At 72.8% G+C, this 20,918-nt stretch carries 20 protein-coding genes; 3 read left to right on the top strand and 17 right to left on the bottom strand.

Annotated elements, in window-relative coordinates; genetic code table 11:
* Nucleotides 1-61: 61 nt before the first annotated feature.
* Complete coding sequence (locus tag K8U61_RS02640; protein ID WP_224121411.1) at nt 62-1,225, top strand: ROK family transcriptional regulator; 1,164 nt, start codon at nt 62-64, stop codon at nt 1,223-1,225.
* Here the strand turns inward: K8U61_RS02640 and K8U61_RS25325 are convergent.
* The 3 genes from K8U61_RS25325 to ffh form a co-directional block, all read right to left on the bottom strand.
* Complete coding sequence (locus tag K8U61_RS25325; protein ID WP_224121412.1) at nt 1,222-2,457, bottom strand: MFS transporter; 1,236 nt, start codon at nt 2,455-2,457, stop codon at nt 1,222-1,224. The genes K8U61_RS02640 and K8U61_RS25325 overlap by 4 nt on opposite strands.
* Nucleotides 2,458-2,560: 103 nt before the next feature.
* The gene (locus tag K8U61_RS02650) at nt 2,561-2,932 is read right to left on the bottom strand and encodes a hypothetical protein (RefSeq protein WP_224121413.1); all 372 of its coding nucleotides are present in this window, start codon (nt 2,930-2,932) and stop codon (nt 2,561-2,563) included.
* A gap of 118 nt (nt 2,933-3,050) precedes the next feature.
* Nucleotides 3,051-4,610, bottom strand: a complete 1,560-nt coding sequence (gene ffh, locus K8U61_RS02655; RefSeq protein ID WP_224121414.1) for a signal recognition particle protein — start codon at nt 4,608-4,610, stop codon at nt 3,051-3,053.
* 79 nt (nt 4,611-4,689) lie between these two features.
* Between ffh and K8U61_RS02660 the strand changes: the two genes are divergently transcribed.
* The gene (locus K8U61_RS02660; protein ID WP_224121415.1) at nt 4,690-4,971 is read left to right on the top strand and encodes a hypothetical protein; all 282 of its coding nucleotides are present in this window, start codon (nt 4,690-4,692) and stop codon (nt 4,969-4,971) included.
* On the opposite strand, the gene K8U61_RS02665 is transcribed toward K8U61_RS02660, so the two are convergent.
* From K8U61_RS02665 to K8U61_RS02705, 9 genes are all read right to left on the bottom strand, one after another.
* Nucleotides 4,949-7,177, bottom strand: a complete 2,229-nt coding sequence (locus tag K8U61_RS02665; RefSeq protein ID WP_224121416.1) for a [protein-PII] uridylyltransferase — start codon at nt 7,175-7,177, stop codon at nt 4,949-4,951. The genes K8U61_RS02660 and K8U61_RS02665 overlap by 23 nt on opposite strands.
* A 3-nt stretch (nt 7,178-7,180) precedes the next feature.
* Entirely contained in the window at nt 7,181-7,519 is a 339-nt protein-coding gene (locus K8U61_RS02670; RefSeq protein ID WP_224121417.1) for a P-II family nitrogen regulator, read from the bottom strand.
* Between the two features lie 127 nt (nt 7,520-7,646).
* Nucleotides 7,647-7,985, bottom strand: coding sequence for a P-II family nitrogen regulator (locus K8U61_RS02675; protein WP_224121418.1), 339 nt, complete (start codon nt 7,983-7,985; stop codon nt 7,647-7,649).
* Nucleotides 7,982-9,295, bottom strand: coding sequence for an ammonium transporter (locus K8U61_RS02680; protein ID WP_224121419.1), 1,314 nt, complete (start codon nt 9,293-9,295; stop codon nt 7,982-7,984). The genes K8U61_RS02675 and K8U61_RS02680 overlap by 4 nt, the downstream gene beginning before the upstream one ends.
* Nucleotides 9,296-9,505: 210 nt before the next feature.
* On the bottom strand, nt 9,506-10,657 hold the full coding sequence (gene ftsY / locus K8U61_RS02685) for a signal recognition particle-docking protein FtsY (protein ID WP_224121420.1): 1,152 nt from the start codon (nt 10,655-10,657) through the stop codon (nt 9,506-9,508).
* An 18-nt stretch (nt 10,658-10,675) separates the two neighbouring features.
* Nucleotides 10,676-10,867 carry a hypothetical protein gene (locus K8U61_RS02690; protein ID WP_224121421.1) on the bottom strand — a complete coding sequence of 64 codons (192 nt, stop codon included), beginning with the start codon at nt 10,865-10,867 and terminating at the stop codon, nt 10,676-10,678.
* 62 nt (nt 10,868-10,929) lie between these two features.
* Complete coding sequence (locus K8U61_RS02695) at nt 10,930-11,337, bottom strand: acyl-CoA thioesterase (protein WP_224121422.1); 408 nt, start codon at nt 11,335-11,337, stop codon at nt 10,930-10,932.
* Nucleotides 11,338-11,392: 55 nt separating this feature from the next.
* Complete coding sequence (smc, locus tag K8U61_RS02700) at nt 11,393-14,944, bottom strand: chromosome segregation protein SMC (protein ID WP_224121423.1); 3,552 nt, start codon at nt 14,942-14,944, stop codon at nt 11,393-11,395.
* A gap of 127 nt (nt 14,945-15,071) precedes the next feature.
* Nucleotides 15,072-15,824, bottom strand: coding sequence for a TetR/AcrR family transcriptional regulator (locus K8U61_RS02705; protein ID WP_224121424.1), 753 nt, complete (start codon nt 15,822-15,824; stop codon nt 15,072-15,074).
* A 52-nt stretch (nt 15,825-15,876) separates the two neighbouring features.
* Here K8U61_RS02705 and K8U61_RS02710 point away from each other — a divergent pair, with 52 nt between their 5' ends.
* Complete coding sequence (locus K8U61_RS02710; RefSeq protein WP_224121425.1) at nt 15,877-17,322, top strand: DHA2 family efflux MFS transporter permease subunit; 1,446 nt, start codon at nt 15,877-15,879, stop codon at nt 17,320-17,322.
* 137 nt (nt 17,323-17,459) lie between these two features.
* On the opposite strand, the gene K8U61_RS02715 is transcribed toward K8U61_RS02710, so the two are convergent.
* The 5 genes from K8U61_RS02715 to rpmF all read right to left on the bottom strand — a co-directional run bounded on the left by K8U61_RS02715 (nt 17,460) and on the right by rpmF (nt 20,901).
* On the bottom strand, nt 17,460-18,707 hold the full coding sequence (locus tag K8U61_RS02715; protein ID WP_224121426.1) for an MFS transporter: 1,248 nt from the start codon (nt 18,705-18,707) through the stop codon (nt 17,460-17,462).
* A gap of 65 nt (nt 18,708-18,772) precedes the next feature.
* Nucleotides 18,773-18,976 (bottom strand): hypothetical protein, encoded by a 204-nt coding sequence (locus K8U61_RS02720; protein ID WP_224121427.1) that lies wholly within the window; start codon nt 18,974-18,976, stop codon nt 18,773-18,775.
* 77 nt (nt 18,977-19,053) lie between these two features.
* Nucleotides 19,054-19,944, bottom strand: coding sequence for a bifunctional DNA-formamidopyrimidine glycosylase/DNA-(apurinic or apyrimidinic site) lyase (mutM, locus tag K8U61_RS02725; RefSeq protein WP_224121428.1), 891 nt, complete (start codon nt 19,942-19,944; stop codon nt 19,054-19,056).
* A gap of 19 nt (nt 19,945-19,963) precedes the next feature.
* Complete coding sequence (rnc, locus tag K8U61_RS02730; RefSeq protein WP_224121429.1) at nt 19,964-20,659, bottom strand: ribonuclease III; 696 nt, start codon at nt 20,657-20,659, stop codon at nt 19,964-19,966.
* Nucleotides 20,660-20,715: 56 nt separating this feature from the next.
* A complete protein-coding gene (rpmF, locus tag K8U61_RS02735; RefSeq protein ID WP_081790257.1) occupies nt 20,716-20,901 on the bottom strand; it encodes a 50S ribosomal protein L32 in 186 nt (61 codons plus the stop codon).
* Nucleotides 20,902-20,918 lie beyond the last annotated feature (17 nt).

The raw sequence follows: 20,918 nt of genomic DNA on the forward strand, positions 1-20,918 counted from the left end.
AGAACCCGATCCGCCCGGTTGTTAGTGCGACTTCCGGACTAATCGGCGTACGGTCGGCGGCATGCCGAGCAGCAGCTCCCTCGAGCGGCTCCGCGACACCAACCGCCGCGCGGTCACCGCACTCCTCGCCGCCGAGGGGCCGATGAGCCGGGCCGACCTCGGGCGCCGCACCGGTCTGTCCCGCACCACGGTCTCGAGCCTGGTCGGCGAGCTGCTGACCGCCGGTCACGTCGTCGAGACCGACCGGGGACGGCCGCACAAGGGCGGCAGCGGGAGGCCCCCGCTGCTGGTCGCGCTGGCCACGCCGGCCGGGGTCGTCGCCGGGGTCGACCTCGGTCACCGCCACGTGCGGGTGGCGCTCGCCGACCGGGCCGGCGTCGTGCAGCACGAGCAGACCGCGGCCGCCGACGTCGACGAGCACGGCACCGACGCCCTCGACCGCGCGGCCGACGCGGTGCGGGGCCTGCTCGCCGCGGCCGGCATCGACCGCGACCAGCTCCAGGCCGTCGGGATGTGCGTGCCCGCGCCGCTCGACCGGCGATCCTCCCGGATCCGCGCCGGGATCCTGCCCGGCTGGCGCGACGTCTCCCCCGCCGACGAGCTGCGCCGCCGGCTCGACGTACCGGTCCACGCCGACAACGACGCCAACCTCGGCGCACTCGCCGAGCTGACCCACGGCGCCGCGCGCGGCTGCGGGGACGTCGTCTACGTGAAGGTCTCCAGCGGCCTCGGCGCCGGCATCGTGCTCGGCGGCCGGCTGCACCGCGGCGCGACCGGGATCGCCGGGGAGATCGGCCACGTGCAGGTCGGCGAGGACGGCCAGGTGTGCCGCTGCGGCAACCGCGGCTGCCTCGAGACGATGGTCGCGGCGCCGCGGCTGCTCGAGCTCCTGCAGCCGGCGTACGACGAGCCGCTCTCGGTCGAGCGTGTGCTGGAGCTCGCCGCGGACGGCGACGCCGCGACCGCGCGGGTGCTGAGCGACGCGGGCCGGTCGATCGGTCGCGCACTGGCCGACCTGGCCAACAGCCTCAATCCCGAGGCGATCGTGGTCGGCGGCTCGCTCGGGACCGCCGCGCCGCTGGTGACGGGCATCCGGGCCGCGGTCGACCGCTACGCCCAACCGGACACCGCCGCCGCCGTCCGGGTGGTGTCCGGAGAGCTCGGCGAGCGGGCGGAGGTGCTGGGCGCGGTGTCGTTGGCGATCGGCCGGGTGGCCGCCGGTTAGGCGGCCTTGGCCAACTCCGGCGTCCGGGTGACGGCGAGCGCGGCGCGGAGCCGGCGCTGGTGGGTGGCGACCAGCGTCACGGCGAGCGCCATGGCGGTCACGGTCACCGCGAACGCGGCGGTGTGGCCGTGCGCGTCCGCGAGCCGACCGGCGACGCCGGAGCCGAGTGCGTAGCCCAGACCCGTCGAGCTCGCGAGGACGGTCATCGCGGTCGCGATCCGGCTCGGGTCGACGACCCGCTCGGCCAGGGTGAAGACACCGATCATGAACGGCGCGACCGCGCAGCCGAGGACGCCGACCGTGACGACGAGGGCCGGGAGCCCATCGACGAGCAGCAGCGGCGTCGAGAGCACGAGCAGCGCGACCGCGGCGCCGAGGATGCGGCGCTCGGGTCCGATCCGCTCGGGGATGAAGACGGTCGCGACGCCGGCGAGCGCGCTGCCGAGGCCGAGCGTCGCATGCACGAGCCCGGCGAGGCCGGGCTGGCCGACCTGGGTCGCGAGCACGGTGGTGCCGGTCTGGGTGGCGCCGAAGAGCGTGCCGATGAGCAGCTGTGCGCCGACCAGCACGACGAGCACCGGGGTGAAGAGCCGGCCGCTCGGCAGCGCCGGGCCGTCGCCCCGGGTCGACCGGGCCGTCGGGTGCAGCGCGAACGCCGTACCGAAGAGGGCGAGCATGGCCGCCGCGAGCAGCAGCGCGCCGCTCGGCGAGAACGCGACCACGCCGAGGCCGACGAGGGCCGGGCCGATCGCGAACGAGGCCTCGTCGGCCGCGCCCTCGTAGGAGAAGGCCACGTCGACCAGGCGGCGCTGGTGGGCACCGGTCCGCGCGGTGATGGGGCGCCAGCGCACCCGGGCGAGAGGGCCGACCTGCGGCATGGTGAGACCGGCCAGCGCGGCGACCGCGACGACGGCCGCGTCCCCGGCGCCGCCGTGCACGAGGCTGACGAGGAGGGTCAGCGACGCGGCGCCCGCGAGCGACTGGACGAGCACGACGTGGCGCTGGCCGACCCGGTCGGCGAGCGAGCCCGCGACGGGCGCGCCGAGCGCGTTGGCGACGGCCAGCGCGCCGGCCGCGAGGCCGCCGACGCCGTAGCTGCCGGTCGCGCCGGAGACGAGGAGGAGGGTCCCGAGCTGGCTCATCGCGAGCGGCAGCCGGGCGAGGAAGGCGACCACGACGTACGTCGTCCCAGCAAGCTGGAAGAGTCGCCGGTAGGAGGCGAGGGGTGACACGGGAGGGCCTTTCGGGTGCGTCGGAACGACGCGCCGAACCCACCTCCAAGGACGCGTGAAACCCTGTGCTGCCACCAGTGTACGAGTGGCGGTCGTCACGGGCCTATTCGACGATCGCGAGCAGCCAGGACGGCGTCATCACGGTCGCGCCGTACCGCTCGACGCGGCCCATCAGGATCCGGTCGGCGGTGACGACGAAGACCCGGTCGCCACGCTCGGCGGCTGCCTTGGCCTCGGCCACGATCGTGTCGTCGCCGGCCTTCGGTGCGTGGACGGTGCGGACGTGGGCGTCGCGACCGGCACGTACGCCGCCCTTGGCCGCGCCCTCGAGCACCATCACGACCTGCTCCTGCGGGACGTCGGCGACCAGCAGCTGCTCGTGCAGCCGCCGGGCCGCACCGGCGCGGTCCTTCCACCAGCCGTCCGGCCGGCTGCCGACGACGTTCGCGGCATCGACGACGAGGACCTGGGTCATGGGCTGCTCCGGAGGAGTTTCATCGGCCGGCCGACGGATCTGGCGCCTGGACGATGAAGTTTCGTCGTCCAGGCGTGAGTTTCATCGGCCGGCCGATGAAACTCCCCCGCGCGGCGACCTACTTCAGGAACTTCGAGAAGTCCTTCGGCAGGTCGAGCGCGGCTGCGGCCTGCTCGTAGTCGATCGGCTCGGCGTTGGGGTTGCCGAACGGGTTGCCGGCCGACGCGGCGGCCTTCTCCTTGGCGGCAGCCGCCTGCTGGGCGGCCTTGGCGGGGTTGCCGGAGCGCTTGGCACCCTTGGCCTTCTTGGGCTGCGCCTTGGTCTTGCCGCGCTTGCCGCCGCCCATGCCGGGCATCCCCGGCATGCCGGGGATCCCGCCGCCGTTGGCCATCTGCTGCATCATCTTCCGCGCCTCGAAGAAGCGGTCGACGAGCTGGTTGACGTCGGAGACCTGGCGGCCGGACCCGCGGGCGATGCGGGCGCGGCGCGAGCCGTCGATGATCTTGGGGTTGGCCCGCTCGGCCGGGGTCATCGACTGGATGATCGCCTGGATCCGGTCGATCTCGCGCTCGTCGAAGTTCTCGAGCTGGTCGCGGAACTGCCCCATCCCGGGCAGCATCCCCATGATCTTCGACATCGAGCCGAGCTTGCGGACCTGCTGCATCTGCTCGAGGAAGTCGTCGAGGGTGAAGTCACCCGACTGGAGCTTGCCCGCGGCCTTGGCGGCCTGCTCGGCGTCGAACGCCTTCTCGGCCTGCTCGATGAGCGTCATGACGTCGCCCATGTCGAGGATGCGCGAGGCCATCCGGTCGGGGTGGAAGAGGTCGAAGTCGGTCATCTTCTCGCCGTTGGAGGCGAACATGACCGGCTTGCCGGTGATCGAGGCGATCGAGAGGGCGGCACCGCCGCGGGCGTCGCCGTCGAGCTTGGTGAGGACGACGCCGTCGTACCCGACCCCGTCGAGGAAGGCCTGGGCGGTGACGACGGCGTCCTGGCCGATCATCGCGTCGACGACGAAGAGGACCTCGTCGGGCTGGACCGCGTCGCGGATGTCCGCGGCCTGCTGCATCAGCTCCGCGTCGACGCCGAGGCGGCCCGCGGTGTCGACGATGACGGTGTCGTGCAGGGTGCGCTTGGCCTCCTCGACCGCGTCGCGCGCCACCCGGACCGGGTCGCCGACGCCGTTCCCGGGCTCGGGCGCGAAGACGGTGACACCGACCCGCTCGCCGTTGACCTGGAGCTGGTTGACGGCGTTGGGGCGCTGGAGGTCCGCGGCGACCAGCATCGGCGAGCGGCCCTGCTCCTTGAGCCAGAGCGCGAGCTTGGCGGCCAGGGTCGTCTTGCCGGCGCCCTGGAGGCCGGCGAGCATGATGACGGTCGGGCCCGACTTGGCGTAGCGCAGCCGGCGGGTCTCGCCGCCGAGGATCGCGACGAGCTCCTCGTTGACGATCTTGACGACCTGCTGGGCGGGGTTCAGCGCCTGGCTGACCTCCTCGCCGCGGGCCCGCTCCTTGACCGCGCCGACGAACTCCTTGACGACGGGCAGCGCGACGTCCGCCTCGAGCAGGGCGATCCGGATCTCGCGCGCGGTGGCGTCGATGTCGGCCTCGGAGAGCCGACCCTTCCCCCGGAGGTTCTTGAAGGTGTCGGCGAGCCGGTCGGAGAGTGTGGCGAACAAGTCGTGGTCCTACTGCGTGGACGATCGGGACAGTGCCCAAGCCTAACCGGGGCGTGTGCGTACGCCGTACGCTGGCGCCATGACCGTCGCCCTCGCGTCGATCGCCGGGGTGCTCCTCCTCGCTGGCGTGATCTGGATCGGCACCCACCTGGTAGCCCACCCGGAGCCGGGCGGCGGCGCGATGGTCGATGCGTTCGGGTCTGGTCTGTCGGTCTTCGACCCGGGCAAGGCGCGGGCCGACGAGGAGCTCGACCAGCACGGTCACCTGATGGAGATCATTCCCTCCCCCGACGACGAGGACCACCCCGTCTGGAAGGTCGACCTCCAGCGCAACAGCGTCAGGATTCCTCGGTCGCGGTGAGCGCGTCGCGCACCGCGTGGGCGGCCTCGGCGGCCCGGGTCTCGCTGAGCACCCCCGCGTGCGCCTCCTGCAGGTAGAAGACGTCGACCGCCTGCGGGCCGAGCGTGTCGACGTGCGCCGACCGCACGGCGATGTCGAGGTCGGCGAGCGCCGCGCACACGAGGAAGACCACGCCCGGTCGGTCGGCGGTGCGGACCTCCAGGACGGTGGCCTGGTCGGAGGCCTCCGGCCGCACCACGACGGTCGGCGCGAGCGCCTGTCCGGCCCTGGTACGGCGCAGCCGGGCCGCCGCCTCCACGCGCCCGTCGACGAACGCCTCGAAGCGCTGCCGCAGCACCGCGGCGTCCAGCGTCTCGGTCTCGACCTCCCACACGGACACGCCGTACTGCTCCTGCGCCCAGGCGCGCGCGGCCCGCACCGGGATCCGCTGCAGCGCGAACATCGCCGCGAAGTCGGCGAGCAGTCCCACCCGGTCGGGCGCGATGACGGTCACCCGGCTGCCGTCGACCACCTGTTCCACGGTGATCGACGCGGAGCCGCGGCGTACGTCGCGCGGGATCTCGACGTCGTCGGTCACGATCGGCGGGAGCGCGACGCCGGAGTCGAGCACCCGGCGCGCCCGGCGCGCGAGGTCACGGATCAGCCCGGCCCGCCAGGCCGACCACGCCTTGGGCGAGGTCGCGCGGGCGTCGGCCTCGGTGAGCGCGAGGAGCAGGTCGAGCGCCTCGGCGGTCTCGAGCCGCGAGGTGATCAGCTCGACGGTGGCGGGGTCGTCGGGGTCGCGGGTGGTCGCGGTCTCCGAGAGCAGCAGGTGCCAGCGCACGAGCCGCGCCACCAGCGCCACGGCGTCGTCGTCGAAGCCCATCCGCGCCGCGATCTCGCGAGCGATCGGCTCGCCGGCGACGCTGTGCTCGGTCAGGCTGCCCTTGCCGATGTCGTGGAGCAGCGCGGCGACCATGAGCACGTCCGGACGCGCGACGTCGCGGATCAGGCCGCTGGCCTCGACGCAGGTCTCGACGACGTGCCGGTCGACGGTGAAGCGGTGGATGGCGGACGCGTGCGGGAGGAGCCGGATCCGGTCCCACTCCGGGAGGATCTGCGCGAGCGCACCGGTCTCCTCCAGGGTCTCCCAGACCGGGAGCAGCCCGCGTCCGGAGGCGAGCAGCCGGACCAGCAGCCGACGCGCCTCACCGGACCACGGGCTCGGCAGCGGTGCGGTCTCGCGGGCCAGGCGGGCCGCCGTGGCGGGCGCGAGGACGACGTCGTGCTCGGCGGCCAGCGCGGCCGCTCGGAGCAGCAGCTCCGGGTCCTCCCCGGGCCGGGCGCCACGCTCGAGGACGACCTCCCCGCCGGCGAGCGCGATCCCCTCGCCGAGCGGGGTCAGCTCGGGCCTGCGCGCGCGTTCGTACGGCGCGGGCCGGGCCAGCGCGGCGTCGACCCGTCGCCAGGTCAGGTGCGAGAGGTGGGCCAGCCGGCGGCCGAGCTCGCGGACGTGCACCTGGGCGGCGCGGGCATCGGGCAGGTCGAGCCGGTGGGCGAGGTCGCTCCACTGCTCGGGGTTGATCCGGTCCGTGGCGCGACCCGCCAGCTCCTGCAGCATGTCGCGCACGTCGAGCAGTGCGAGTCGGGTGTGCTCGAGCTCGACGTGCGGGACGTCGACGAGCCAGGTGGCGACCAGCGCCTTGAGGACGGTCGCGTCGCGGAGGCCGCCCTCGGCCTCCTTGATGTCGGGCACCGACAGGTGCGCGACCTCGCCGACCAGCTCGTGCCGCGCGCGGACCATCTTCTCCAGGTCGGGGAGCCGGTCGCGGGAGGTCCGACGCCAGCTCGCGAGCATCGTCGTCCGCAGGCGGAGCGTGAGGCTCGGGTCGCCGGCCAGGTGCCGGACGTCGAGCAGGCCGAGCGCGACCTTCAGGTCGCCGTCCGCGGCCGCCACCATCTCCGGCAGCGTGCGGACCGAGTGGTCGAGCTTGGCGCCGGAGTCCCAGACCGGGTACCAGACCTGCTCGGCCACGGTGCGGACGTCGACCCCCTCGTCGCTGACGAGGACGACGTCCAGGTCGGAGTAGGGCGCGAGCTCGCTGCGGCCGAAGCCACCCACCGCGACCAGCGCGGCGCCGGTCTCCGGTCCGCCGCTCGTGCGGTAGGCCTCGGCGCAGAGCGCGTCGGCCTCGGACGTACGACGGGCGCGATCCTCAGCAGACACGCGTCAGAGCGCTGCCTCGTCGCGGTCGCCCGTGCGCACCCGAACGACGGACTCCACGGGAGTCACCCAGACCTTGCCGTCCCCGATCTTGCCGGTCGACGCCGCGGCGATGATGGTCTCGACCAGCGCGTCCGCGTCGGCCTCGGCCACGACGATCTCGAGCCGGATCTTCGGGACCATGGTGACGTCGTACTCCGCGCCGCGGTAGACCTCGGTGTGGCCCTTCTGCCGGCCGTAGCCGCTGACCTCGCTGACGGTCATCCCGGTCACGCCGGTCGACTCGACGGCGGCGCGGACCTCCTCCCACTTGTGCGGCTTGATCACCGCGGTCACGAGCTTCACGGGCTCCTCCTGGAGGGTCGGCGAGCGGGGGTGCTGGGGCAGATCATGCCCGACCGGGGGCGTACCCGGTCGGAGGCAGATACAGCGCGGCCCGGCTCCCCCGCAGGAGAGCCGGGCCGCGCTGGTGTCACAGGGCTGCGGAGTCGCGGTCGCCGGTGCGGACCCGGACGACGGTGTCGACCGGGCTCACCCACACCTTGCCGTCGCCGATGCGGCCGGTCTGCGCGGTCTTGACCACGATCCCGACGACGTCGTCCGCGTCGTCGTCGTCGACGACGATCTCGATGCGGATCTTCGGGACCAGCGCGATGTCGTACTCCGCGCCGCGGTAGACCTCGGTGTGGCCCTTCTGCCGGCCGTAGCCGCTGACCTCGCTGACGGTCATGCCGGTGACGCCGAAGGTCTCGAGGGCCTCGCGGACGTCCTCCCACTTGTGCGGCTTGATGACCGCGGTCACGAGCTTCATGCGTTCACCCCTTCGCTGACGGTGCTCTTGGCGATGACGGACGACGCCGAGGTGCCGCCGGTCAGGCTGCTGTGCAGGTCGTACGCCGACTCGCCGTGCTGGTCGCTGTCGATGCCCTCGACCTCGGCCTCCTCGGAGACCCGCCACCCGAGGGTGAACTTGATCGCGTAGGCGATGACGGCGGTGAGGACGCCGGTCCACACGATGGTGCACAGGGCCGCCATGAACTGGTGGCCGAGCGGCGTGAAGCCGCCGCCGTAGAACAGGCCGTTGATGCCGCCCGGAGCGTCGGCCGAGGAGAAGAAGCCGATCAGCAGGGTGCCGACGAGACCGCCGACGAGGTGGACGCCGACGACGTCGAGCGAGTCGTCCATGCCGACCTTGTACTTGAGGCCGACGGCCCAGGCGCAGAGGATGCCGGCGATCGCACCGATCGCGATGGCACCGGTGAGGCCGACCGCGCCGCACGAGGGCGTGATCGCGACCAGGCCGGCGACGATGCCCGACGCGGCGCCGAGCGAGGTGGCCTTGCCGTGCAGGATCCGCTCCATCAGCAGCCATCCGAGCATGGCCGCGCAGGTGGCGATGGTGGTGTTGAGGAAGGTCACGCCGGTCTCGGACATGAACTGCGCGATGTCCGCGTCGCCACCGTCACCGGCGGCGAAGACGAGCGAGCCGACGTTGAAGCCGTACCAGCCGAACCACAGCAGACCGGCACCGATCATGGTGAGGGTCAGGTTGTGCGGCTTCATCGGCTCCTTGCCGAAGCCGACCCGCTTGCCGATGATCAGCGCGAGGACGAGGCCCGCGACACCGGCGTTGATGTGGACGACCGTGCCACCGGCGTAGTCCTGGGCCGGGAAGTGCTTGGTCACGAAGCCGACGCCGCTCCACACCTGGTGGGCGATCGGGAAGTAGCAGAGCGTCACCCAGATCGGGACGAACAGGACCCAGGCCGACATCTTGACGCGGTCGGCGATCGCTCCCGAGATGAGCGCCACCGTGATGGCCGCGAAGGTCATCTGGAACATGACGCCGCCGATGTAGGAGCCCCAGTCGACGTCCTTCAGGGCCCAGGCGTCGAACGGGTTGCCGAACAGCGTGCCGACGTCGTCGCCGGCGAAGGACATCGACCAGCCCCACAGGACGTACACGATGCCGACGATGCCGAGTGACAGGTACGACATCATCATCATGTTGAGCACGGACTTCGACCGGCTCATGCCGCCGTAGAACAGGGCAAGGGCAGGAGTCGTCATCATCAGGACGAGGGCTGTCGCCACGATCATCCAGGCGTAATAGCCGTCCACGGAACCTCCAGGAATCACATCTCGGGAGGGCGGGTACGGCAGCGACCGCGCTGTCTGCTCCGGGGTCCGCCCCATTCGCGAACACACTCGGAGGTCGAGGTTTCGACCTTCACCGTGCCGTGTTGCGGTCAGGAAACGAGATCCACGGGTTTGTTACTTCGGTGTTACGGACGCGGCAACGGCGTTTGAGCCGCGGGCGAACTGGGCTCGTCAGCCGAGCAGCGCGTCGACGAACGCGCCGGCGTCGAAGGGCGCCAGGTCGTCGGCCCCCTCGCCCAGCCCGACGAGCTTGACCGGGACGCCGAGCTCGCGCTGCACCTGGACGACGATGCCGCCCTTGGCGGAGCCGTCCAGCTTGGTGAGGACGATGCCGGTGACGTCGACGACCTCGCTGAAGACGCGGGCCTGGATCAGGCCGTTCTGGCCGGTGGTCGCGTCGAGGACCAAGAGCACCTCAGTGACCGGCGCCTGCTTCTCGATCACTCGCTTGACCTTGCCGAGCTCGTCCATGAGGCCGGCCTTGTTCTGGAGGCGGCCGGCGGTGTCGACGATGACGGTGTCGGCCTGGGTGTCGACGCCCTCCTTGACCGCCTCGAAGGCGACGCTGGCGGGGTCGGTGCCCTCGGCGCCGCGGACGACGTCGACGCCGACCCGCTCGCCCCAGGTGGCCAGCTGCTCGACGGCGGCGGCGCGGAAGGTGTCGGCGGCGCCGAGCACGACCGAGCGGTCCTCGGCGACGAGGATGCGGGAGAGCTTGCCGACGGTGGTGGTCTTGCCGGAGCCGTTGACGCCGACCACCAGGACGACGCCCGGCCTGCCGTCGGAGCCGCTGACCTGGAGCCGGCGGTCCATGTCCGGTCCGACGAGCGCGAGGAGCTCCTCACGAAGCACGGCGCGGGGCTCCTCGGAGCCGCCCTCGACCCGCAGGCGGGTGCGCAGCCGGTCGACCAGCTCCTGCGTGGGCGTGACGCCGACGTCGGCGGTCAGCAGGGTGTCCTCGATCGACTCCCAGGTGTCCTCGTCGAGCCGGTCGCGGGAGAGCAGCGCCAGCAGCCCCCGGCCGAGACCGCTCTGCGAGCCGGCGAGCCGCTGCCGCAGGCGGACCAGCCGTGAGGCGGTGCCTTCGGGCTTCTCGAGCACCGGGGCGGCGGGCTCCTCGACGACCGGCCCGACGACCGGCTCGGCCACCGGCTCGGCGACGTCGGTGCCGGCGGGAGGCGACAGGTCGGGCGCGGTCGGGGCGGCCGGCGCCGGTGGTGCGACCGGAGGCGGCGTCCTCCGGCCTCGGCCGACCACGAGGCCGACGACGAGAGCGACCGCCAGGACGGCGATCGCGATGATCAGGTAGAGCCAGTCACCCATGGCTCAATCCAATCAGAGTCAGGCGGACCGCCGGTGCTCGGCGTGCTCGTGCTCCTCGAGCACCGGGGCGGCGTCGACGGCCTTGGTCATGGCCTCGCCGAGCCACGGCGCCGCCGGGACCTCCTCCCCGCGGTGCGGGTAGGCGACGTAGACCGCCACCAGACCGGCGAGCACGAGTGCGACGAGCAGCACGATGAACATGACGAGCACGGACTTACCTCCCGAGTGCGGACCTGCTGTCCACCCTGGCACGTACCCGGTGACGGGCCGCTTCAGGCACGCAGGAGCGGCTCGACTGCGGCGCGGATCACGTCGGGCATGGCGGTCACCGGCCGGGCCGGGTCGGTGTTGTCGACGTAGACGTGGACGAAACGCCCCTCGGCGGCCGCCTCGTCGCCCTCCCCCTGGAAGAGCCCGATCCGGTAGATCACGCTCGACCGGCCGACCTTGTCGACCACGAGCCCGGTCTCGATCGGCGCCGGGAAGCCGAGCTCGCGGAAGTAGCGGCAGCCGGTCTCGGCGACCACGCCGATCTGCGGCAGCCGGCGTACGTCGACGCCCGTCGCCTCGTAGAGGTGGGCGTTGACCGCGGTGTCGAAGAGCTCGTAGTAGGTGGCGTTGTTGAGGTGGCCGTAGGCGTCGTCGTCACGCCAGCGCGTCGTGACGGTCCGCCACGCCACGTAGTCCGTCCGCTTCGGTAGGGGCCGCACGAGGGTTCCGGGTGCCGCGCGGCCGTCAGGCCGACGCCCGCTCGAGGCGCTGGCTGATCACCGCGGAGACGCCGTCGCCGCGCATGGTCACGCCGTAGAGCGCGTCGCCGACCTCCATCGTGCGCTTCTGGTGGGTGATGACGAGCAGCTGGGAGTTCTCACGCAGCTCCTCGTAGATCTCCAGCAGGCGGCCGAGGTTGGTGTCGTCCAGCGCCGCCTCGACCTCGTCGAGGATGTAGAACGGCGAGGGACGCGCCTTGAAGAGCGCCACCAGGAAGGCCACGGCCACGAGCGAGCGCTCGCCACCGGAGAGCAGCGAGAGCCGCTTGACCTTCTTGCCCGGAGGCCGGGCCTCGACCTCGACGCCGGTCGCGAGCATGTCGTGGGGGTCGGTGAGGACCAGGCGGCCCTCGCCACCCGGGAAGAGCCGCGCGAAAGTGGCGTCGAAGGCGCGGCTGACGTCGGCGTACGCCTCGGTGAAGACCTGCTCGACGCGCTGGTCGACCTCCTTGACGATGTCGAGGAGGTCCTTGCGGGTCTTCTTGAGGTCCTCGAGCTGCTCGGTGATGAAGCGGTGCCGCTCCTCCATCGCGGAGTACTCCTCGAGCGCGAGCGGGTTGACCCGGCCGAGCTCGCGCAGGCCGCGCTCGGCGGTGCGCAGCCGCTTCTGCTGCTCCTCCCGGCGGTAGGGGGCCGGCTCGGGCGTCTCCTCGCCCTCCGCGACCTCGCCGGTGAAGGGGATCAGCTGGTCGGGGCCGTAGTCGGCGACCAGCGAGTCGGCGTCGATGCCGAGCTCCTCGAGCGCGCGCTCCTCGAGCTGCTCGATGCGCATCCGCTGCTGGGCGCGGGCCATCTCGTCGCGGTGGACGGAGCTGACCAGCTCGTCGTGCTCCTTGCCGAGCTCGCGCAGCGAGGCGCGCACCGTCAGCAGCTCCTGCTCGCGACCGGAGCGGGCCTGCTCGACGGCGGTGCGCGCCTCGGCGGCACGGTGGATCGAGACCTCGAGGCGCGCCAGCACGTAGCCGACGGCGACGGCGACGGCCTCGGCCGCCCTGCCCTCGCGGATCAGCCGCTCGCGGCGCTCGGCGGCCTTGGCCCGCGCCTCGCGCTCCTTCTCGGCGGCCCGGACCAGGCCGTCGGCGCGGCCGTGCATGGCGCGAGCGCGCTCCTCGGACGTGCGCAGCGCGAGGCGGGCGTCGGTCTCGGCCTGCCGAGCGGCGCGGGCCGCGTCGACCAGCCCCTCGCGAACGCTGGTGTCGGGCTCCTCCTCCGGCGCCTCCTCGGCGCTGGCGAGACGGGTCTCGAGGTCGGTGAGGCCGGCGACCGCCTGGGTGCGGGCCTCCTCGGCCTTCTCGATCGCCTGGGCGAGACGCTCGGCCTCGCCGCGGGCGGCGCGGGCCTGGGAGCCGTACTGCCCGAGCTCCTCGGCGACGGCCGCGAGCGTCGCGTCGGACTCGTGCAGCTTGGCCAGCGCGACGTCGACGCGCTTCTGCGCCTCGAGCCGCTCGCTCTCGAGACGGGACATGTCGAAGCCGAGCCGCTCGGAGGACGCGATCGCCTCGGCGAGCTGCTCGGCGGCCTCGTCGACGGCCGCCTGGACCTCGATCAGGCTGGGCTGGCTGGACGAGCCGCCCGAGGCGAAGTGGGCGCCGAGCAGGTCGCCCTCACGGGTGACCGCGGTGACGTCGGCCAGGTCGGCGACCAGGGACCGGGCGGCGTCGAGGTCGTCGACCACCGCGACCTTGTGCAGCAGCCGGGTCAGCGCGGACGCGAGCTGGTCGGGGCACTCCACCACGTCGACGGCGTACGTCGCGCCCGCGGGCAGCGACGGCCAGTCACGGTCGAGCGCCGGTCCCCCGCCGAGCAGCAGCCCGGCGCGACCGAGGTCGTCGCCCTTGAGGTGCTCGATCGCCTGAACCGCGGCGCCGGCGTCGACGACGGCGACCGCGTCGGCGGCGGAGCCGAGCGCGTGGGCGACGGCGGCCTCGAAGCCGGGGCGGACCGTCAGCAGCGCGGCCACCGAGCCGAGCAGGCCGGAGACCTGGTCGCTCGCGGCGAGCAGCGCCCCGGCGCCGTCCTTGCGGTTGAGGCCCATCTCGAGGGCGTCCTTGCGGGCGGCCAGGGCCGTCCGGTCCCGATCGGCCTGCAGGGCCTCGTCGCGGGCCTTGGCGAGCCGCTCCTCGATGTCGTCGAGGGCACCGGAGGCCGCCTCGTGCTCGGCGTCGAGGCCCTCCTCCCCCGCGTCGAGGCCGGCGACCTTGGTCTCGAGCGAGGTGAAGTCGCGCTGGGCGCGGTCGGCGCGGGCGACGGCCTCCTCGCGGGCCAGCGTCAGGCGGCCGACCTCCTCGTCGGCGGCGGCGGCGCGGGACTTGAGCGCGTTGACCTGGCCGTGCAGCCGGGCCAGGCCCTCGCGGCGGTCGGCGGCCGCGCGCTGGAGGGCCGCCACGCGACGGTCCTCCTCGGCTGCGGCGTCCTCGGCGGTACGGCGGGCCGCGACGGCCTGCTCCAGGCCGGTGCGGTGGGCGTCGACCTCGGCGGCGATCGCCTCCTCCTGCTGGCGGACCTGGGCGGCCTCGGCCTCGAGCTGTTCGGGGTCGCGGCCCGAGCGGGCCTCCTCGACCTCGGAGGTGCCGGCGGCGTTGCGGACCCGCTCGGCGGCCAGCGACTGGGTGCCGCGGAGCCGCTCGCGGAGGCCGGTGAGGCCGTACCAGGTCTCCTGCGCCTGCGAGAGCGCCGGCAGGTCCTCGCGGAGCGCGGCCTCGAGGGCGGCCTCCTGCTCGCGGCCCCGGGCGACCGCGGTCTCCACCTGCTCGCGGCGCTCGACCAGGATCGACTCGTCGGCCATCTCCTGCGCCATCGAGGTGCGCGCGAGAACGAGGTCGTCGGCCATCAGCCGGGCGCGGGCGTCGCGGACGTCGGCCTGGACGGTCGCGGCACGGCGGGCCACCTCGGCCTGGCGACCGAGCGGCTTGAGCTGGCGGCGGATCTCGCTGAGCAGGTCGCCGAGGCGGGTCAGGTTGCCGTCGGTCGAGTCGAGCTTGCGGAGCGCCTTCTCCTTGCGCTTGCGGTGCTTGAGGACGCCGGCGGCCTCCTCGATGAAGCCGCGGCGGTCCTCGGGGGTCGCGTGCAGGATCGTGTCGAGCTGGCCCTGGCCGACGATGACGTGCATCTCGCGGCCGATGCCGGAGTCGCTCAGCAGCTCCTGGACGTCGAGGAGCCGGCAGGGGCTGCCGTTGATGGCGTACTCCGAGCCGCCGCTGCGGAACATCGTGCGGCTGATCGTGACCTCGGCGTACTCGATCGGCAGGGCGCCGTCGGAGTTGTCGATGGTGAGCACGACCTCGGCGCGGCCGAGCGGCGGGCGGCCCGAGGTGCCGGCGAAGATGACGTCGTCCATCTTCCCGCCGCGCAGCGACTTGGCGCTCGCCTCACCCATCACCCAGGCGAGGGCGTCCACGACGTTCGACTTGCCGGAGCCGTTGGGGCCCACGATGCACGTGATGCCGGGCTCGAGCTGAAGCGTGGTCGAGGAGGCGAAGGACTTGAACCCCTTGAGGGTCAGGCTCTTCAGGTACAACGTCTGGCTCCCAGCTATCGGGTTCGGCTTGTCTCGTCGCTGAGGACGAAGGCTGCATCATCGCAGCGAGCCAAGGGGGAAGCTCAGCGGGCCACACGATACCCGGAGGCACCCCCGAAGGGTGGGATCACCGGTACTTCTCCGACACGGCCGCCAGCCCGGCGACCAGGACGGCGACGCCGAACTCGAACCGGTCGTCCCCGTCGCCGGCGGTCATCACGCCGGCGCGGCTCGTCACGAGCGGGAACTCCGCAGCCGGGAGGGACTCCATCAACGCCCGCAGCTGCTCGTCGAGCGCCGTGTGGTCGGGGTCGTCGCCGGAGGCCGTGGTGTTGTCGCGCTGGACCCAGATCGCCTCCTCGACCGCGATCGCGCTGACGTACGCCGCAGCCAGGTCGCAGAACCACGCCGAGGCCTGCGGCGAGATGCCGCCGGCGTCGCAGATCGCGAGCATGCCCTCCATGGTCCGCAGCGCGCCCATGCCGGTGGGGATCATGCCGATCGCGGCGCGGGCCGACCCCGGGTGCCGCCGGTAGAGGGCGAGCATGTCGCGCAGGACCTGCCGCAGCTGCTCGTCCCAGTGGTCGGCGTCCGGGGCCGGGACGTGGAGCTCCGCCCCGATCCGGTCGAGCACGAGCTGGTCGACCTCCTCCTTGCTCGCCACGTGGGCGTAGAGCGAGGCCGGGCCGGTGCCGAGCTCCTTCGCGAGCGAGCGCATCGAGACCGCGTCGTACCCCTTCTCGGCCATCAGCGACATGGCGGCGTCGACGATCCGGTCGACGGTCAGCCGCTCCTTCGGCCCGGCCGGCTCGTCGCCCGGCAGCGTGACCCGGATCCGCAGGGGGCCGGCCTGCCACGACTTCTCCCGCTTCTCGACCATGCCGCCACTGTAGCCCTTGACACGAACACCGTTCGGTTCTAGAACAGTGTTCGTGACTACGAACAGTGTTCGTCCGGCCGAGCGCCGCGACCGGTACGACGAGCGGGGCTACCGCTTCCGCTGGATGGTGATGGCGGTCGTCATCGTCGCCGACGTGATGGACCTCCTGGACGCGACCATCGCCAACCTGGCCGGCCCCTCGATCCAGGCCGACCTCGACGCCGGCGCAAGCACCCTGCAGTGGGTGCTCGCGGCGTACACGATGTCCTTCGCGATCGGACTGGTCACCTCCGCCCGGCTGGGCGACCTGGTCGGCCGGCGCCGGATGTTCCTGCTCGGGATGGTCGGCTTCACGCTCGCCTCGCTGCTCTGCGGGCTGGCGCCGAGCGCGGGCTTCCTGATCGGCGCGCGGGTGCTCCAGGGGCTCTTCGGCGCGGCCATGATCCCGCAGGGGCTGGCGATGGTGAAGCAGTCCTTCGCGCCCGAGGACCTGCAGAAGGCGTTCATCCCGTTCGGCCCGATCATGGGTCTCGCCGCGGTCCTCGGCCCGATCATCGCCGGCGTCCTCCTCGACGCCGACCTCTTCGGCACCGGCTGGCGGATGATCTTCCTGATCAACGTGCCGGTCGGCCTGGTCGGCGCGGTCCTCGCCTGGCGCTACCTCCCCGACGTACCCCGCGACCCGGACGCCCGCCTCGACCCGTGGGGCGCGCTGCTCCTCACGATCGCGTCGGCGCTGCTGATCTACCCGCTCGTCCAGGGCCGCGAGCACGACTGGCCGTGGTGGTGCTTCGCGATGATGGCGGGGGCGGCTGTCGTCTTCGCCCTCTTCGTGGTGAGCGAGCGGCGCAGCTCCCACCCGGTCGTCGAGCCCTCGCTCTTCCGGCACCGGGGGTACGTCGCGGGCGTCCTCTTCATCGGCGTCTTCTTCGTCTCGATGAACGGCGTGATGCTGACCGTCAACCTCTTCCTGCAGCTCGGCCAGGGCTTCGAGCCGCTGCACACCGGCCTCGCGATGACGCCGTGGGCGCTCGGCATGGCCATCGGCGCCGCGCTCTCCGGCGCCGCGCTCGGCCCGAAGCTCGGCCGGCGGGTGCTCCACGGCGGCCTCGTCGTCGGCGCCCTCGGCACCGCCTGGCTGGCCTGGACGATCGGCTCGGCCAACTCGGTGCTCTCCGGGTGGGACGTCGCCCCGATGTTCCTCGTGATCGGCCTGGGCTCCGGCGTGATCTTCGCGCCGCTCTTCGACATCATCCTGGCCGACCTCGACGACCGCGAGGTCGGCACCGGCTCCGGGGTCCTGAACGCGGTGCAGCAGTTCGGCGGCGCCCTCGGCGTCGCCGTGATCGGCACCCTCTACTTCGAGTGGATCCCCGACGGCGGCTGGAACGACGCCACCCGGATGGTCCTCTCGGTCTCGATCGCACTCAGCATCGCCGCGTTCCTGGTCGCCTTCCTGCTCCCTCGCCGGGCCCGCGAGGACGCCGCCCTGCACTGACCCGTCTGATGGGGATTGGTCACCAACCTGGTCCGGGAGGCCGTCGGACATGGGGTTGGTGACCAATCCCCACGTGCACGCCCGACCGAGGGGTTCCCCGACGAAGCCCACGCTTCCCGCACGAAGCTCCCGCCGGGTCAGGCCGACGCGGGAGCCGGGGCGTCGTCGGCGTGGGCGATGTGGGTGAGCTGGCGCCAGATCAGCACCACGAAGAGCGCGGAGCCGGCGAAGGCGAACCAGAAGGGCGCGGTCACGCCCCAGTGCTGGGCGAGCGCGCCGCCGACGGCGGAGCCGGCGACCAGGCCGCCGTAGGTGCCGACCAGGTTGACGCTGCCCACGCGGCCCTGGAGCTCGGAGGGCACGGCGCGCTGGCGGACCGAGATCGAGGTGGTCCCCCAGATGAAGGCGTGGGCGCCGAAGACGAAGAAGATGACCATCGCGATCCAGGGCGTCGTGGTGACCGCGAGCGCCAGGTGGGTGAAGGTCTCGAAGACCAGGCCGATCCGCATCAGGTCGGCCAGGCTCACGTGTCGCGTGATCCAGCCGTAGGACAGGGTACCGATCAGGCCGCCGACCGCCGAGACGGTCGTCAGCAGGCCGAAGCCGACCGCGCCCATCCCGAGGCGCTGCGTCGCGTAGAGGACGAGCACGGACCACGCCGCACCGAAGGTCACGTTGAAGACGAAGATCGTCAGCACCAGCGTGCGCACGGCCGGGTGGTGGAGCACCCACCGGAATGCCTCGGCGATGTCCTGGCGGACGTGGGTACGTCGCTCCGGGTCGCGCCCGTGGGGCGGCAGCGCGATCCGCCACATCAGCATCGCGCCGAACACGACGACCACGCCCTGCGCCACGAACGGCACCGCGGTCGAGGCCGCGAAGAGGGCCGCGCCGATCGGCGGCCCGGCGAGCTGGTTGAGGGTCACGAAGCCGACCATCACCCGCGAGTTGGCCAGGGCGATGTCGTCGCGGGCCACGAGCATCGGCACCAACGTGGCCGCGGCGTTGTCGGCGAACACCTCGGCGGTGCCGAGCAGGAAGAGCGCGAGCAGGACGGCCCAGATCGAGACGACGTCGGTGGTGATCGCGAGGACCAGGAGGGTGAGCACGACGGCCCGGGCCAGGTCGACGGTCACCACGATCAACCGTCGGTCGAGCCGGTCGGTGAGGACCCCGGCGTACAGCCCGAAGACCAGGGGCGGGAGCCACTGCACGAGGGCGGCGAGCGCGACGAGGCCGGGGTCGTCGGTGAGCGAGGCGACCAGCAGCGGCCCCGCCGCGAGGGCGAAGCCGTCGCCGAGGTTGCTGACCCACGACGAGACCAGCAGCCAGCGGAAACCGGTGCCGAGACGGCCCGGGACGACGATCTCCAGCAGGCGGCTCACAAGAGCCCGACGCTAGTCGGGCCGCTGCCTGCTGGCGAACGGATTACTTCGGGTGGCGGCCCGCCTCAGGCGGGCTGCATCTCCTGCATCGAGGCGTTCTCGGGGTCGAGCGCGGCAGCCTGGGCCGCGACGAGCCGGTCGTTCTCCTCGGAGAGACGGAGGACCAGTGCCTCCAACTCGCCCACACGCGCACGGAGCCGGCTGTTGTCGGCTACGAGGGCGGGGGTCCGCAGGTCGCTGTTCATGTATCCGATCAGCGCCTTGGCCATGGATGAGCCTTCCGGGTTTGCGGGGAATGGACCGCGACGGCGGCCGTCTTCAAGAGTCCCACCAGCGGGCGCCCCGGTCAATCTGGGACGGACAAACCCTGGGTGACCGTCGTACGACGCCTCCGTGGCACGGGCTGGCACACCGGGCAGAAGTACGACGAGCGGTTCATGAACGCGATCCGGCGCACCGGCGCGCCGCAGCGGTCGCAGGGCTCACCCTCGCGACCGTAGGCGTGCAGCGAGCGGTCGAAGTAGCCGGACTCGCCGTTGACGTTGACGTAGAGGGCGTCGAAGGAGGTGCCGCCCTCCCCCAGCGCCGCCACCATGACGTCGCGGGCGTGGCCGAGCAGCTCGCGGACCTGCGTCGCCGACAGCCGGTCGCCGGGTCGGTCGCCGTGGATCCTCGCGCGCCACAGCGCCTCGTCGGCGTAGATGTTGCCGACGCCGGAGACGAGGCCCTGGTCCAGCAGCTGGCGCTTCACGCCGCTGGTGCGCTTGCGGACCTTGCGGACGAACAGGTCCTCGTCGAACTCGGGGTCGAGCGGGTCGCGCGCGATGTGCGCGATCTCCGACGGCAGCTCGGCGCCACCGGCGGAGACGGAGAGGCCGCCGAACATCCGCTGGTCGACGAAGCGCATCTCCCGGCCCTCGTCGGCGCCGTCGAGCGCGAACCGGACCCGCAGGTGCCGCTCCGCGGGCGCGTCGGGCGGCTGGACCAGGATCTGGCCGCTCATCCCGAGGTGACCGAGGAGGGCGTCGCCGTTGTCGAGGGGCAGCCAGAGGTACTTGCCGCGGCGCCGGGCCGCCACGATCCGGCGGTCGACCAGCGCGGCGGCGAAGCCGGCCGGGCCGCGGACGTCGCGGCGCACGGGACGCGGGTGGAGGACGTCGACGCGAGTGATGGTCGCGCCGACCACGTGACGCTCGAGGCCGGACCGGACGACCTCGACCTCGGGCAGCTCGGGCACGGACGGGTCCGGGTGGCCGTCAGGCCTTGCGGGCGGAGTGGGCGGCGGCGTCGGTGGCCGGGTCGACCACGCCGAGGTTCGCCGCGATCTCGCCGTACGCCGTCTCCGCGGCGGCCTGCTCGGCCTCCTTCTTGGAGCGGCCGACGCCGTTGCCGTAGAGCCCGTCGCCGACGCGCACCTGCGCGGTGAAGGTCTTCATGTGGTCGGGCCCGTCGTCCTCGATGACGTACTCGGGGACACCGAGACCGTGCTCCGCGGAGAGCTCCTGCAGGGAGGTCTTCCAGTCGAGGCCGGCGCCCAGCGCGGAGGCTGCCTCGATGAGCGGGTCGAACAGGCGGTGCACGACGACCGCGGAGGTCTCGAAGCCGCCGGAGAGGTGGACCGCACCGATCACGGCCTCGACGGTGTCGGAGAGGATCGACGCCTTCTCCCGACCTCCGGTCGACTCCTCGCCGCGCCCGAGCTTGACGTGGGAGCCCACGCCGATGCCCCGGCCGACCTCGGCCAGGGCGCGGGCGTTGACGACCGCCGCGCGCAGCTTGGCCAGCCGGCCCTCGGAGAGGTCCGGGTGGGTGCGGTAGAGCGTCTCGGTGACGACGACCCCGAGGACGGAGTCACCGAGGAACTCCAGCCGCTCGTTGGTCGGCAGGCCGCCGTTCTCGTAGGCGTACGAACGGTGCGTGAGCGCACGCTCCAGCAGCTCGGGGTCCAGCACAGGGTCCCCGAGCGCGGTGCGCAGCTCGGCGTAGTTGGTCAGCGGACCGGGACCGGTCAGAGGACCTGACGACGGTCGGCGCGCGCGCCGTACTGGCCGCACTCGCCGCACGCACGGTGCGGCAGGTGCTTGGCACCACAGGCGGGGTTCGCGCAGGTCACCAGGGTCGGGGCGACGGCCTTCCAGGCCGAACGACGGTGACGCGTGTTGCTGCGCGACATCTTCCGCTTCGGGACAGCCACTGTTCTCTCCTCATACC

Source organism: Nocardioides mangrovi (assembly GCF_020073815.1).
In the GTDB taxonomy this organism is placed as follows: Bacteria; Actinomycetota; Actinomycetes; order Propionibacteriales; family Nocardioidaceae; genus Nocardioides; species Nocardioides mangrovi.

Bases quoted from the DNA above. Each gene is read 5' to 3' on its own strand.
- K8U61_RS02650 (WP_224121413.1), bottom strand. From the start codon at position 2,932: ATGACCCAGGTCCTCGTCGTCGATGCCGCGAACGTCGTCGGCAGCCGG.
- K8U61_RS02660 (WP_224121415.1), top strand. From the start codon at position 4,690: ATGACCGTCGCCCTCGCGTCGATCGCCGGGGTGCTCCTCCTCGCTGGC.
- K8U61_RS02640 (WP_224121411.1), top strand. From the start codon at position 62: ATGCCGAGCAGCAGCTCCCTCGAGCGGCTCCGCGACACCAACCGCCGC.
- K8U61_RS02675 (WP_224121418.1), bottom strand. From the start codon at position 7,985: ATGAAGCTCGTGACCGCGGTCATCAAGCCGCACAAGTGGGAGGACGTC.
- K8U61_RS02720 (WP_224121427.1), bottom strand. From the start codon at position 18,976: ATGGCCAAGGCGCTGATCGGATACATGAACAGCGACCTGCGGACCCCC.
- ftsY (WP_224121420.1), bottom strand. From the start codon at position 10,657: ATGGGTGACTGGCTCTACCTGATCATCGCGATCGCCGTCCTGGCGGTC.
- K8U61_RS02705 (WP_224121424.1), bottom strand. From the start codon at position 15,824: ATGGTCGAGAAGCGGGAGAAGTCGTGGCAGGCCGGCCCCCTGCGGATC.